This window comes from Megasphaera paucivorans, assembly GCF_900103535.1.
GTDB classification, from domain to species: Bacteria; Bacillota; Negativicutes; order Veillonellales; family Megasphaeraceae; genus Megasphaera_A; species Megasphaera_A paucivorans.
The window spans coordinates 24181-38482 of the sequence record NZ_FNHQ01000004.1; the positions used below are offsets into that span (position 1 = coordinate 24181).

General features: G+C 41.7%; 12 protein-coding genes and 1 riboswitch. Of the genes, 1 reads left to right on the forward strand and 11 read right to left on the reverse strand.

Annotated elements, in window-relative coordinates:
• Nucleotides 1-26: 26 nt before the first annotated feature.
• The gene (gene thiC, locus BLR11_RS02745) at nt 27-1334 is read right to left on the reverse strand and encodes a phosphomethylpyrimidine synthase ThiC (protein ID WP_091647982.1); all 1308 of its coding nucleotides are present in this window, start codon (nt 1332-1334) and stop codon (nt 27-29) included.
• 67 nt (nt 1335-1401) lie between these two features.
• Nucleotides 1402-1504: riboswitch (TPP riboswitch) on the reverse strand.
• Nucleotides 1505-1611: 107 nt separating this feature from the next.
• Here thiC and BLR11_RS02750 point away from each other — a divergent pair.
• Nucleotides 1612-2337 carry an SIMPL domain-containing protein gene (locus tag BLR11_RS02750; RefSeq protein ID WP_091647984.1) on the forward strand — a complete coding sequence of 242 codons (726 nt, stop codon included), beginning with the start codon at nt 1612-1614 and terminating at the stop codon, nt 2335-2337.
• A gap of 78 nt (nt 2338-2415) precedes the next feature.
• Here BLR11_RS02750 and BLR11_RS02755 read toward each other — a convergent pair whose 3' ends face one another.
• Genes BLR11_RS02755 through mreB form a run of 10 tightly spaced genes read right to left on the reverse strand, consistent with a single transcriptional unit; the run spans nt 2416 to nt 14294 of the window.
• A complete protein-coding gene (locus BLR11_RS02755; RefSeq protein WP_091647985.1) occupies nt 2416-3789 on the reverse strand; it encodes a lipase family protein in 1374 nt (457 codons plus the stop codon).
• 51 nt (nt 3790-3840) lie between these two features.
• On the reverse strand, nt 3841-5280 hold the full coding sequence (locus tag BLR11_RS02760; RefSeq protein ID WP_091647987.1) for an Rne/Rng family ribonuclease: 1440 nt from the start codon (nt 5278-5280) through the stop codon (nt 3841-3843).
• Between the two features lie 35 nt (nt 5281-5315).
• Nucleotides 5316-6029, reverse strand: coding sequence for a TIGR03936 family radical SAM-associated protein (locus BLR11_RS02765; protein WP_091647988.1), 714 nt, complete (start codon nt 6027-6029; stop codon nt 5316-5318).
• Nucleotides 6004-7893: a TIGR03960 family B12-binding radical SAM protein gene (locus BLR11_RS02770; protein ID WP_091647991.1), complete on the reverse strand. Its 1890-nt coding sequence runs from the start codon at nt 7891-7893 to the stop codon at nt 6004-6006. The genes BLR11_RS02765 and BLR11_RS02770 overlap by 26 nt, the downstream gene beginning before the upstream one ends.
• Nucleotides 7894-7906: 13 nt before the next feature.
• Nucleotides 7907-9019 (reverse strand): rod shape-determining protein RodA, encoded by a 1113-nt coding sequence (gene rodA, locus BLR11_RS02775; RefSeq protein ID WP_091647993.1) that lies wholly within the window; start codon nt 9017-9019, stop codon nt 7907-7909.
• Nucleotides 9020-9029: 10 nt separating this feature from the next.
• Nucleotides 9030-9947 (reverse strand): AAA family ATPase, encoded by a 918-nt coding sequence (locus BLR11_RS02780; protein ID WP_091647995.1) that lies wholly within the window; start codon nt 9945-9947, stop codon nt 9030-9032.
• Between the two features lie 21 nt (nt 9948-9968).
• Nucleotides 9969-11804 (reverse strand): penicillin-binding protein 2, encoded by a 1836-nt coding sequence (gene mrdA, locus BLR11_RS02785; protein WP_091647997.1) that lies wholly within the window; start codon nt 11802-11804, stop codon nt 9969-9971.
• A 26-nt stretch (nt 11805-11830) separates the two neighbouring features.
• A complete protein-coding gene (gene mreD / locus BLR11_RS02790; RefSeq protein ID WP_091647998.1) occupies nt 11831-12334 on the reverse strand; it encodes a rod shape-determining protein MreD in 504 nt (167 codons plus the stop codon).
• Nucleotides 12331-13251, reverse strand: coding sequence for a rod shape-determining protein MreC (mreC, locus tag BLR11_RS02795; protein WP_091648000.1), 921 nt, complete (start codon nt 13249-13251; stop codon nt 12331-12333). The genes mreD and mreC overlap by 4 nt, the downstream gene beginning before the upstream one ends.
• A 2-nt stretch (nt 13252-13253) precedes the next feature.
• Complete coding sequence (gene mreB / locus BLR11_RS02800; RefSeq protein ID WP_091648001.1) at nt 13254-14294, reverse strand: rod shape-determining protein; 1041 nt, start codon at nt 14292-14294, stop codon at nt 13254-13256.
• Between the last annotated feature and the right edge of the window lie 8 nt (nt 14295-14302).

A 14302-nucleotide genomic window follows, 5' to 3' on the forward strand; every position in this document is an offset into this window, starting at 1 on the left:
AGGGAGCCGCGCTTTTTATTTAACAATTAATCCTCATTCAATGTAATATCTTCTCCGGCTAGAATACGTTTCATATTACGAGCTGGACACATTTTGCCGCACATAGTGCAAGTACCTTCACATTCCGGTTTACTGGATTCATAATATGTTCTGGCTTTTACAGGATCTATTGCAAGCTTTATCATCGTGTCAAAGTCGACATCGACACGGGCTTTGCTCATTGTATCATCCCACGCCTGGGCTCCAGGAATGCCTTTGGCCAAATCAGCCGCATGCGCTGCAATTTTCACAGCAATAATACCTTCTTTTACATCATTTACATCGGGAAGACGCAAATGTTCTGCCGGGGTGACATAGCAAAGGAAATCAGCTCCGCAGGAAGCAGCAATAGCACCGCCTATAGCACTGGTAATATGATCGTAACCAGGCGCTATATCAGTGACCAAAGGTCCTAATACATAAAACGGTGCATTGTGACACAACCGTTTTTCCAATTTCATATTGGCTGCAATTTCAGTTAATACCATATGTCCCGGGCCTTCGATCATTACCTGGACGTTTTTTTCCCAAGCCCGCTTAGTCAATTCCCCTAAGGTAATTAGTTCTTCAATTTGTGCGGCATCTGTCGCATCATGCGTACAGCCGGGTCGGCAGGCATCACCAAGACTGATGGTCACATCATATTTTGCACAAATATCAAGAAGCCGATCATAATATTCATAGAAAGGATTTTCTTTTTTGTTCATTTCCATCCAGGCAAATAACAGTGATCCACCGCGGGATACAACATTTGTTAAACGTGGATTGCGTTTTATGCGTTCTGCCGTTTTTTGATTCATGCCGCAATGGACAGTTATAAAATCAACGCCATCTTCTGCATGCTGCTGAACGACAGAGAAAAATTCATCTACTGTAATTTCCTTTAAATCTTTATCAAGCATTCCAACCGCATCATACATCGGAACCGTACCAATCATGGCAGTAGACATATCAATAAGTTTACGGCGAAAATCACGTGTTTTGCCAAAACAACTTAAATCCATGATAGCTTCCGCCTTCATATCAATGGCATTTTGTACTTTCTTCAATTCTTCATCATAGTCATTATGATCTTTGGAGACGCCCAAATTTACATTGATTTTTGTACGGCATCTTTTTCCTACGGCCTCCGGATCGAGATGGGGATGATTTTTATTAGCCGGAATAACTACCTCTCCTGCAGCAATTAACTCCCGCAATGTTTCTACGGACATTTGTTCTTTTTCTGCGACAATACGCATCTGATTCGTTATAATTCCCTTGCGTGCAGCATCCATCTGTGTTGTGTAATTCATATATGTATTTTCCTCCTAAAAAAATTCTAAAAAAAAGCTCACCTTCGCAGGTGAGCTTCTAATACTATCAAATACTTAAATGCTTTCCTACGGTAGGATTACCTACATCAGGTTGTAAGGGACAAACAAATATGTTATCTCAGCCAATAATGGCACCCCTAGCTCTTATTCTATTTGATTATATTATATTATATACGGATAGTATATGCAAATTATTTTCGAAAATAGTCAAATTTAATAGACCATGATATAATAACGATACTAGGAGGTAACTATTATGAAATATAATCTTTTGAAAAAATTTATGGTCTCTGCTCTGCTTATCTCTGCAGCAGTTAGCTGTTTGCCAACCCAGGCAGAAGCACAACAGCCTGCGCAAGAATCCATCGTTCATGTAACCGGTTATGCACAGCAGCAAGTAGCTCCGGATACGGCGATGATTACGGTAGGCGCAGAAACCACCGAATCGGATGCATCAGAAGCTCGTCAGAAAAATAATATTATTATGCAGCAAGTTACAAATTCCTTGACAAATATGGGAATAAATAAAATGGATATGCGCACAAACGGGTTTACTGTATCACCTAATTACGACAATGGAAAAAATAGAAAAATCATATCGTATACGGTAAGTAATTCTTTGCGGATAAAAATCAATGATTTCGATCTTATATCAAAAGTGATCAATACGTCTGAAGCCGCAGGTGCTAACCAAATTTACGGTGTGCAATTCCTGACTGAACATAGTGATGTGATAAAAGACAGCTTAATTAAAGAAGCTGTCCAAAACGGACGACGTGCCGCAGAAGCCGCTGCTTTGGCAGCCGGCGTAACCTTGGGGAAGGTGAAAGAAATCAACGTTTCTGGAAATTCACCATCCTACGGTTCTAATTTTACCATGAGGTCATCACTGGTATCTATGAAACAAGCTGACTATACACCGATTGAAAGCGGTTCCAATACAGTCAGTGAATCCGTGGACATTACTTTCTATTTACAATAAATAAATTAGTATGAAAAAAACGGAATGCAGCGTACGGTCAGAGTTTTCCCACTCTGTCGTACGCTGCATTCCGTTTTTTTAGGCTGTTTTTTCTATATGCGTTATATGCTGTAACGATGTTTGCGCTTTTGCTTGAAGATATAATACAGATTCAATAGGCGTCATCTCCGCTGTATCTGTAATAGATTCGCTTGTTGTTATTAAATTCCCTGCAGTATCAAAAACTTCCTCTAAAAATGATAGCTTAAATCGATACGGCAGATTTTTCATTCGTACACCTTGGATGAAATCCAATACAATATAAGAATAACCAGCAAGAGCCGCTTCTGCACACACACTTTCTAAACTACGAACTTTGCCGGCGGAAAAAATAATATGACCGGAAAATCTTCTGCGCAGTTCCTCTTGCACCGCTTGCCGCATATATTTTTCATCATTTTGAATGCATTCATCCAGTTGAAACGAAATAGGACCGGCATATACAATCGGCGGTTCTGCGGAACTATTACCAAGTGTATTCCGCTCAGCCGAAAATCTATTTTTTATATCATAATAGTTTCGTAATGCGGCATCCGCATAAAGAGCAACAGCATGAAAAAATTGGTCGGAATTTGGATTTCTGTACCATTCCGTTTTTTTACCAAATTGTTTATATTCACCGGATGTAATCGTTTGCAATACGCCCTTCACTGGATCATTTTTTATTACGACACGATCAAGTAATAGCTCTTTCCCGTATATATCGGAAAATGCTTGGTTTCCTACTGCGGGAGCGCCAAATGAGATAACTTCAATCTGTTTTGCCGGTACTCCGATATCAATAAGCCTCGCTGCCATTAAGGTAGCTACCGCCCCCCCTAAACTATGTCCAGTCAGCAATATATGCGCTTTCGGATTACTTTTAAGTCCGGCTGCAAGGCTTTCTCCAAGCGTATCTCCTTTACTGCCCACGGGGGTAAAAAACACAGTATTTGTATATTCGTTAAACCCTTGATGAACCATAGGCGTCTGTGAAGTGATATGCCCGTTATCAGCAATCGATTTAAATGCGGCAGGTACCGTTCCGCCAAAAGGGACTTTGCGGAATTTCATATCTGACGCAATGTCTTTATCATTTTCAGTTCCGGCTATTGCTAAAATATCCATCGTATCGCCGGTTTGATCCGCTGTACGTTCAACAAGATAAAATTTTGCATCCGCTTTAGCCGTATCGCGATGAAATCCGATAACCTTCCAGCCATGCTGTGACAATTCGGAACGAGCCACTTCTTGTACACGTCCGTCATATGCGGCCAACGCTGCCCAAGCGCAGATATATTGCTTATATGCCGTATCCAGTTTGCTGCTTATGCGTGGATCCGCAGTCTGGACAGTCGGGACTGCCGCCGAAGTAAGCAGTGCTGTCTGGAAAAAACAAATAAAGCTGATGAGGAAAACCAAAAAATATCGCATACTAGTCCCCTCCTGTATTTGTTTTACAATAACGATTCACTTACAAGCATATTATTCATGAGATAAAATTGTAAAAACTTCACGATTTGCATGAGTGCTTTCTTCAAAAAACAACGAACGTGCCAACTCCCGTTCCATAGCAGCTTTGCGCTTCTTATCTTGTAAAATGGATAACACATCACGATGTGCTTGAATTAATAAATCTCCCTTGATATGACGAACATGCACCATATCACGCAAACGACGAATTATTTGAATGGCAACAGATTCCGGCGAATATAAATATCCTGTTCCTCCGCATACGTCGCAAGGACTGAACTGGACTTGATGAAGTCCCTGGCGTGATTTTTTTCGGGTAATTTCTACCAAATTCAATGCAGTCATACCTAAAACACGTGTTTTCATCCTGTCCAAAGCGGTTTCTCGTTCCAAAATCCGCAGTATTTCCTCACGCTGTGAAGGAAGTGCCATATCAATAAAATCAATAATAATAATACCGCCAATATCGCGAAGCCGTAATTGTCTAGAAATTTCTGCAGCGGCTTCTTTATTGACATGAAAAATAGTATCTTGAACGGTACTATTGCCTGTATATTTTCCTGAGTTCACATCAATAACAGTCAAGGCTTCTGTCCGGTCAAAAACTAACGTCGCTCCTGAAGGAAGTGTTACTTTACGATATTTTAGCCGCCGTACGTCTTCTTCGATTTGATATGCTTCAAACACAGGCTGCTGTCCTTCATAATATTCTATACGTCCCCGCCAGGACTCTTTTGTGCCTGTAAAAAGCTGACATATCCGTTCATAGGAATCTTTATCATCAACAATTACTTTTTTTATATCAAATGTAAAGTAATCACGAATCATACGCATTACTAAATCAGCTTCACGATATAATAACGTTGGCTTTTTTGCCAGTTTATACCGACGCTGTATACCTGCCCAGGTGCCAAGAAGGTAATGTATATCATGCAGCAGTTCTTCTTCCTCTACCCCTTTAGCTACGGTTCTGATGATCAGTCCCATTCCTTTAGGTTTTACTGATTCTACGATGGCACGCAGGCGGTTTCGTTCCGCCTCATCGCGGATTTTTTTCGATACGCCAATATAATCTACTGTCGGCATAAGTACACCGTAACGTCCGGCAAGACTAATATTAGCAGTAACTTTTGGCCCTTTCGTGTCCGTTTCTTCTTTGATTACTTGGACAAGAATATTTTGGCCTACAGAAATATGTGTTTGCTGTATTTCTTCCTTTGTGGCCGCACGGGGAAATATATCGCCTAAATACAGAAACGCATTTTTTTTACGTCCCAGATCTACAAAGGCAGCCTGCATTGCCGGCAATATGTTTTTGATAACACCTTTATATATATGGTTTACTATATGGGTTTCATCATCTCGTTCAATAGCAAAATCACGCAGCACACCGTCTTCTACAACAGCCATACGTGTCTCTTCTGCCATAACGTTGCCTATAAGCATTTTCATGAATTACACACCTTTGCAAAAATAATAAAATAGATTTATGAGTCAGATACCTCAAATAAAGAATAACAAATACCTTCTGCACGATGAAAAATACCAATGCGTCTGGCCAGCATCATGTCGGCTGCTGCTGCCATAGCAAACTGTTCGCACAATACTTCCCATACCTGGCCTGGCTTGATCGCACCATTTTCATTTTGAAGTATGCCGATGCGGATCGAAATGGTATCTCCGGCAATCGATCCTGTTACAGGCTCTACAATATGTTCTTTTACATCGATCATACGTTTTCGATGCGTTTTAGGAGAAAATCGTTCATATATAATAGTGTCACTTTGATTAAATTTTTCCAGCAATGTATTTAATTCCCCTTGATCCATGATTCCTACTAACGGACCCGATAATTCGTAGACGGCATAATTAGCCATAGCCATTAATTTAGGAGCTTTTTCGTCCACATAGGCTCCTTTTAAAACGGCAAATCCTTGGGAAGATTTTTCATTCATGCTGCGAATTACTTCTGCTACGGGTATCTCTTCGATAAGTTCCATATCCATATATTCGATATCAGCCGCCACACCTACACCTAAAGCAGAGGCAAAACTGATTTTCATATGAGGGTTAAATCCCTCTGAATAACAAACAGGAATACCGGCACGAATAATAATGTATCGTACGGTTCTGGCAAAATCCAGATGAGAAAGAAAGCGGAGTGCCTTTTCTTTTTTAACAGCTAAACGAAGTCTTTTCATAATCTCGGCCCTCCTTGTTATCGATAATATGAACACCTAAAGAAGGACAAACGCCGCATCCGGTACACGATAAATGTCGGCAGTCCGGAGTTAATTCACCGGCAGCAGCTCGCTGCCACTCACGTTGTAAAAAGGGTTTAACTGCGCCGTTTGATAAATGATCCCAGGGCAGTGCTTCGTTTACATTTCGTGAACGTGCCGCATAATAATCGGGATCAACACCCGCATTGGCAAAAGCTTGGAGCCAGCGGTCATAATTGAAAAATTCAGACCAGCCGTCAAATTTAGCCCCTAATTTCCAAGCCTCCATGAGTACGCTTCCTAACCGGCGGTCACCTCGTGCAAAAGCGGCTTCTATATGTCCGGTTTTGGCGTCATGGTAATGATAGCTAATATGTTTATCTCGAATCAAGGTCTTGATGTATTCTTGTTTACGCCGAATTTCTTCGATAGGCATCTGACCGAACCACTGGAAAGCGGTGTGGGATTTTGGCACAAAACTGGAAACGCTTACGGTAACGCGGCCATTATTTTTCCCTGTTATCTTACGATATAAATTCAGCACTTTATATGCCAAATCAGCAATACCGGCTAAATCTTCATCTGTTTCAGTAGGAAGCCCCATCATAAAATATAATTTGACGGTAGACCATCCGTTTTTAAACGCGTTTTCACAAGCCGCCAGCATATTTTCTTCCGTTACCCCTTTATTGATAACATCACGCAATCGCTGCGTACCTGCCTCTGGAGCAAAAGTCAGCCCGCTTTTTCGTACCTGCTGTACTTTTTTTGCAATATCGACCGAAAAGCTGTCGACACGCAATGAAGGTAGACTTACACTGACCTTTTTCCCTTCAAATTCCTGCAGCAGCATGTCCACTAATTCGCCTAAACAAGAATAGTCAGCAGAACTGAGACTCATAAGAGATATTTCATTATATCCAGAATTAGCAATTATTTCTTTTGCTAATTGGAGCAGATGTTCCGGAGTTTTTTCCCGGACAGGACGATACAGCATGCCTGCCTGGCAAAAACGACAGCCGCGGCTGCAGCCGCGGAATAGTTCAAGGACTGCACGATTATGTACAATATCAATGTTGGGAACAATCGGTTTAGTTGGGAAAAAAACATGTTCTTCATCAGCCACAATACATTTTTCAATACATGTCTTTGCCTCCGGTTCGGAGGGTGTCAAAGATACAAAATTCCCATTCTCATCATAGCTGACATTGTAAAAAGCCGGAATATAATTTCCCTGCTGACCGGCAAGAATCTTCAATACTCCTTTTTTGCCGCCCGGTTTTCCATTTTCCTTCCAATCAATAATGGTATCTGCCAGCAACTGTACGGATTCTTCCGATTCTCCCAAGCAGAACACATCAATATAATCAGCCAAAGGTTCTGCATTAAACGCACAAGGCCCTCCTGCTATAATGAGCGGCATATCTTCTCCCCGGTCTTTCGAAAGCATGGGGATGCCGGCTAAGTAAAGCATATTTAATATATTAGAAAAACTCAGTTCATATTGAAGAGTAAATCCGACTACATCAAAATCGCAAACCCTTGTTTTTGTTTCCAATGAAAATAATGGATATCCTTTATCCAACATAAGTTCTTCCATATCCGGCCAAGGAGTATATACTCTCTCCGCAGCAACATCGATTCGTTCATTTAATAATGCATATAAAATTCGTAATCCTAAATGACTCATGCTGACTTCATACACATCAGGAAATGCATAAGCTACTGTTAATTTTACTGTCTGGTGGTCCTTAACCACACTATTCCATTCTCCGCCGATATATCTGGCGGGTTTGCTGACTTTTCCCAAAAGAATGGGATCTATATGTACCGTATGAGACACGGTGCGACCTCCTTTAAAAAATCATGGTTTGTTGTCTTCGATATATGCTGAGAAGTAATCCCAAGGACATCATGTTTGTGGTTAAAGCACTTACCCCATAGCTCATAAAGGGCAGCGGAATTCCCGTAACCGGCATAATGCCGCAGGTCATTCCTACATTAATCAAAATCTGAAAAGCCCACATGGACAAAATACCCACAGCAATCAGCATACCGAAACTATCTTTACAATCTTTTGCAGTTATAAGCGCTCGATATACCAAAATAAAATATAGAGCTAAAATAAAAATACATCCTAAAAAACCTAACTCTTCGCCAATGACCGAAAATATAAAATCTGTATGATTTTCAGGTAAAAAATTCAACTGGCTCTGTGTACCCTGGAATAAGCCCTTTCCAAAAAACATTCCGGATCCAATCGCAATTTTTGACTGGATAATATGATAGCCTGCACCGAAAGGATCGCTGTTGGGATCCAAAAATACCAAAATACGCGACTTTTGATAATCCTTCATAAAAAACCAGCTAATCGGTGCCAATACGATGCAAGCAGCAAAAATATTACGCAAGAGCTTTATATTGATATTCGCAATAAACAACATGCCTAAGGTAATTGCCAAAAAGACTAAACTGGTACCTAAATCAGGCTGTTTCAAGACAAGTAAAAAGGGAATACCTACAAACAGGGCAATCGGAAAAAGTTTTTTATAGGAACGCAAATCATCAACATGGTCGGAAAGCAGTGCGGCCAAGCATATGATCATAATCAGTTTTGAAAATTCTGATGGCTGGACGGTAATCGGTCCCAACTGAATCCAACGCTGGGCACCCAGTGCGGATTTTCCTAAAAACATTACCGCTACCAGCATCAATAAATTAATAATATATAAAGGGATGGCAAATCGTTTCAACTTTTTATAGTCAAATCGGCAAATGCCCAATATAAGGAGAAAATTTACAATGAAAAATCCTCCCTGACGTATAACAAAGTCATAATTAATAGATCCTTTATTGATATGGGTAGCACTGCCGATAATGCATAAACTCACACATACAAGCAGTATACAGGCACCTAACATTACTTTATCCAAACTTTTCCATTCTCGCTTATTAAAAAAACTAAACATAGTTACACTCCTAACGACGGTACCGGCGCCATGACAAAGACTCTTGGCGCCGCTGCCGCAAAGAAAGTCCGGCAGGCTTTTTTTCTGCATTTTGCTTTGTTAATTCGAGTTCTTCTTCAACCATAGTTACCTCTTCTGGTGTATCTCTTCCTTCCTGCGGAAGTAGTGCATCAGGAGCCTTCGGCAATAACGCTTCCAACTCAGAAATTGGCAGTTCTGTCCCTTTTTTAATGTAATCCAACGTATAATGTAAAGAGGTAAAGAAAGGTTCGCTTTCAGGAACAGATAATAATGCACCTTGCTGGGCAGCCCCCTGTATTACATCACTATGAGGCAATATGCCGGCTAAATGTTCTGGATCAAGCATATTCAACATAGTACGCACAGAAACAAAGGTATCAGAAGGCTGATAAAAATTATTGAGCAATATAGCATAATTAAATTTTTTGTGTTTATCACAGAATTGCATTACGCGTGATGTATCCCGCATAGAAGTCCAAGTCGGTTCTACAACGAAAAATATATAATCAGCGATAGCCACGGCTTTTTTATATGCCTGGCCTCTTCCAGGCGGGCAATCCAGCAAAACGTAATCATACTGTTCTGCCAAATCTTCCAGTACATATTGATAGGAGGAAGCATCAATTTTTTCCCATGTATGTTTTTGACTAGCCGCCAAAAAATCCAAGCCGGGGGAAATTGCAAGAATCGCGTTATTAGGCATACAGCGCTGCTTTATTATATCCACAGCATCATATAAAATTTCATCTTGCACACCAAACATCAAATCCAGATTCCGTAATCCCATATCAGCATCAACCGCCAATACGGAATAGCCATGCCGCTGCAGGGAAATGGCTAAAGTTGAGGTTACTAACGTCTTGCCTACACCGCCCTTGCCGGAGGCAATAGAAATGATTGTTGACATGGGAAATCTCCTCTCTTGCAATTAATGTTTTTTATCAGTCGAATTCGCGGCAGCTGTGCCGGGATTCGCATAGGTACCTATATGGAAGAATGCTTCCAGCATAGCTTTTACAATAGGTCCGGACGAGGAAACACCATACCCGCCCTGTTCCGTCAGAACGGCGATAACTATACGCGGATGATCATACGGTGCATAGGCAACAAACCAACCATGATCAGCACCGCTGAAATTTTCAGCGGTCCCCGTTTTACCAGCGACCTGAATCGGAAAATCAGCAAATAAACTACCGCCCGTGCCTGATTCTTCAGCCACATTGCGCATGCCTTCACGTATATAATCTAACGTAGATTTTGAAACCGATAAGGTTCCTACTTGTTCAGGTGCAAAAATCTTATACGGTGTTCCATCCAGATTATCAATACGGCTGACTAAAAATGGCCTATATTGAATGCCGCCATTTGCAATTTCACTAACGATCATGGCCGCCTGTAACGGCGTTACCAGTTGGAACCCCTGTCCGATAGCGGCATTAAGCGTATCGCCCAGATACCAATCTTGATGAAATACCTTTTCCTTGTATTCTTCGCTGGCTATCAATCCGGAAGCTTCTCCGCGCAGTGCGATTCCTGTTTTTTTACCCATGCCGAACATACTGGCATATTCAGCCAACTTATCAATTCCAACACGCCGTCCCATTTCATAAAAGTAAACATTATCGGATTTAGCCAGCGCTTCCTCAAAATTAATCCAGCCCAACGCTTCGCCGCCGGCATTTCTCATATTAACCTGCCAATCACGGCCACTGTCGAAAATCAACTCATCGGGACGTACTTTTTTTAATTCCAATGCCGCGGTTCCGGTAATAATTTTAAAAGTTGAACCAGGCGGATATTCTCCGGCAATGACTCGATTTTCCATAGGATGAGCTGGATTATCATTAATCTGTTTCCATTCTTTTTCAGTAATCCCCCGGGTAAACCAGTTTGGATTATATGCCGGCCGGCTGGCCATTGCCAGAACAGCACCTGTATTAGGATCTATGGCAACAGCGGCGATTCCTGCCGTTCCTATCCCATTGGCTATTTGCGAATTCATCGCTTGTTCTGTTGCTTTCTGCAAATTTAAGTCAATGGTCAAGTGAATATTATGGCCGGATATAGACTTTTTACGATCCATTTCCTTTACAGGACTGCCGGCAGCATCGACTTCTACCTGACGGCCGCCATCTTTGCCTCGCAGCAAATCATCATAATATGCTTCCAGTCCTGCCCTGCCGATACTGGTAACACTGGAAACGCCTTCCTGTCCTTTTATGCGTTCCATATCCGTTTCATCGATCTGTCCGACATATCCAAATATTTGAGCCGCCATAGAATTATACGGATAATAGCGAATAGGCTGTACATCAATAGCAATTCCGGGAAGTTCATTCCGGCGTTCCTCTATTTTTGTAACTACATCCTGCGTAAGATCTTGTGCAAGAACCGTAGGTTCATACGAACTGTTGATCTTTTTCATTTTTTTCTGCAGCGTATCGGGAGTAATGTTCAACAGCTGGGATAATTCTGTTACTTCACTATCCGGCATGTTCTTTTTTGTAGGAACATACGTCAGTATAAAGCTTGGCCGTGAACCGACGAGAATTTGACCGTTGCGGTCATACATGATTCCCCGCATCGCTGCAATAGGAATTGTACGCAAGCGGTTTCCTTCGGCCAGCGAATGATAATAATTCCCGGCAAATATTTGCAAATAAATCAGACGACTGATCAACAAGAAAAAAATAAAAATCAATATCCAATACAGATATTTGAATCGGCCATCTTGATGTTTCTTTTTCATTAACGCTTCAAGCATGAATTACACTCCTTGTACTCGATTGCCTACCAACGATATCCAAAACCATAGGCATCTTCCCGTCTTAATTTCCAAACAAAATGGTCTAAAGGAAGTGCAAGAATACCATGGTAAACAAGCATTGGTACACTATATTCAAACAAATATGCCATAACTTTTACAAACTGGCCGGACATCAATAAAACACCGCAAGTAAGCAAGAGACAACATTCTGTTGCCACTAAAACGATAACTAAAGATAACAGCCATTGTTCACGTTCTACATTGCGTCCCATCGCACTGCAAATAAACGCAATGACTAAGTATGGCAGCAAATGCAGTCCGAAGAAATTACCAATAATAACATCTTGGCAGAATCCGCCTAAAAGAGCGGCAGTAATACCTGCACGCTGTCCGTGATGAAGCGCAATCAGGACAACAAGGACAAAAATAATATTAGGCTGATATATGCCGTTAAATATAAAGGGGAAAATTGAACTTTGCAATATAAATGCTGCAAGCGCCATCATAAAACATGCCGTCTTTTTCATAATGCTGCAGCTCCTTTTATGCCTTCGACTTTATCACGCTGCGTTTGTGGAACCAGTTTAGGATCCACCGTCGGTTTTTCATAAGATCCCGTATCGGAAAATTTCAAAATTACAAAGACTTCTTCCAGTTTTGAAAAATCAACACTGGGACGAATAACGGCATACTTGACAAAATCATTGTCACTTTGATGAATAGAGATAATGGTACCGACATACAAACCTTTCGGATAAATGGAACCATAGCCGGACGTAACCAGCGTGTCGCCTTCGAGGATATCCGAATCCTTGGCAATATTGACAAATTGCGGTTCCGTTGGTGTATTGCCGTTGCCGCGAACAACGGAAGACACCCGGGATTCGGGACGCTGCACAATGGCACCGATACTAGTCCGCGGATCAAGCATCAATTGTACCCGGGCAGAATGAGGATATACATCACTGATAAATCCAACTACCCCTTTAGGCGTAATTACCGGCATATCCTTAGCAACCCCTTCGGCGCTGCCTTGATCAATAATCAAAGTATTGCTCCATGTTCCATAATCACGGGATATGACGGATCCCGCTAATAATTTATATTGGTGGTTATTAGAACGGAAATCAAGCAACGCGCGGAGTCTCTTGTTTTCTGCCCGCAGTTCGTCATAATTAATGCTCCGTTCTTTTAATTCTTCGTTTTGCTTTTCCAACGCTTCCCATTCAATCCGGTTTTTAAGACTAATATCAACGATGTGAATACCCGTGGAAAATCCGTTCATAATACGGCTGAAGCTGTATTCAAAAGGTTCTGCTGCAAGTGCCAGCGGTCTGGTAATATAGGGAAATGCTTCGCGTCGGTTCCAAATCCAGCCAACGGCGGCTATTAATATAAATAGTATCAGCATAATAATGATGCTTTTTTTACCGAATGAAAACAATTTTAAAATCTCCTCCTGTAGATATGCTGTGCGCCCTCAACTAAAGCCGGCAACTTTTCTCTACTCATTAATGCTTTTCCTATGCCGGTTACTACGGCTAATTCCGGATTAGCTCCTATCATAACAGGTACGCGCAGCTCCTGACTGAAAAGTTTATCCAGCCCATGAAGCAGTGCCCCGCCGCCAGTCAATACAATACCATGTTCCATCACATCTGCCGATAATTCAGGCGGTGTTTCCCGCAGTACGTTTCTGACTAACTCAAGAATACGATACAAAGGTTTGGCGATTACCTGATAAATCTCACTGGATTTAACGGCGACCTCCTTAAGCAAGCCATCGTCCAGTCCGCGGCCGGTAAAATAATACGGCTGATCCTCCAGCGGCAGTACGGCAGAACCGATACGGACCTTAATCTCTTCTACGGTAGAATCACCTGTCACTACATCATATTTCTCACGCAGATACTCTTTTATTGCAGCATCTAAATCCAATCCGCCTAAATGAACTGATTTTGCTACAGCAATGCCGCCTAATGATAAAGTGGCAATACTTGTCGTACCACCGCCCATATCAATAACCATATTTCCTAACGGTTCAAATATGGGGAGATTCGAACCAATGGCAGCAGCCGCAGCCGTTTCCATCAAATAGGCTTCTTTCGCCCCGGCCTGAAAAACGGCTTCTAACACGGCTCGTTTCTCCACATTGGACGCAGCTGAAGGAACCCCTACGATAATGCGCAGACGCTGTACACTGCGCACGGATTTACTGAGCAAATAGCCGAGCATGGTTCTCGTAACATTATAATCGGCAATTACTCCATTCAGCAACGGCTTATGTACCTTCACTGTTTCCGGTGATTTAGCCAGAAGTCCGGCAGCAGCATTGCCTACGGCAATTACTTTCTTATTACGTTCATCTGTCGCTATCAAAGAAGGCTCAGAAAGAACGACGCCTCGTCCTTCTACATAGACTTGCGTAGTACAAGTTCCTAAATCTATACCTACATTTTTTGTTAACGGCGAAAAAATAGAGCTCATTACAAAAT

What these genes read in the sequence shown, in the direction of transcription:
- mreB (WP_091648001.1), bottom strand. Translation starts at nt 14,294, where the DNA reads ATGAGCTCTATTTTTTCGCCGTTAACAAAAAATGTAGGTATAGATTTA.
- BLR11_RS02760 (WP_091647987.1), bottom strand. Translation starts at nt 5,280, where the DNA reads ATGAAAATGCTTATAGGCAACGTTATGGCAGAAGAGACACGTATGGCT.
- rodA (WP_091647993.1), bottom strand. Translation starts at nt 9,019, where the DNA reads ATGTTTAGTTTTTTTAATAAGCGAGAATGGAAAAGTTTGGATAAAGTA.
- BLR11_RS02755 (WP_091647985.1), bottom strand. Translation starts at nt 3,789, where the DNA reads ATGCGATATTTTTTGGTTTTCCTCATCAGCTTTATTTGTTTTTTCCAG.
- mreD (WP_091647998.1), bottom strand. Translation starts at nt 12,334, where the DNA reads ATGAAAAAGACGGCATGTTTTATGATGGCGCTTGCAGCATTTATATTG.
- BLR11_RS02765 (WP_091647988.1), bottom strand. Translation starts at nt 6,029, where the DNA reads ATGAAAAGACTTCGTTTAGCTGTTAAAAAAGAAAAGGCACTCCGCTTT.
- BLR11_RS02750 (WP_091647984.1), top strand. Translation starts at nt 1,612, where the DNA reads ATGAAATATAATCTTTTGAAAAAATTTATGGTCTCTGCTCTGCTTATC.
- thiC (WP_091647982.1), bottom strand. Translation starts at nt 1,334, where the DNA reads ATGAATTACACAACACAGATGGATGCTGCACGCAAGGGAATTATAACG.
- BLR11_RS02780 (WP_091647995.1), bottom strand. Translation starts at nt 9,947, where the DNA reads ATGTCAACAATCATTTCTATTGCCTCCGGCAAGGGCGGTGTAGGCAAG.
- mrdA (WP_091647997.1), bottom strand. Translation starts at nt 11,804, where the DNA reads ATGCTTGAAGCGTTAATGAAAAAGAAACATCAAGATGGCCGATTCAAA.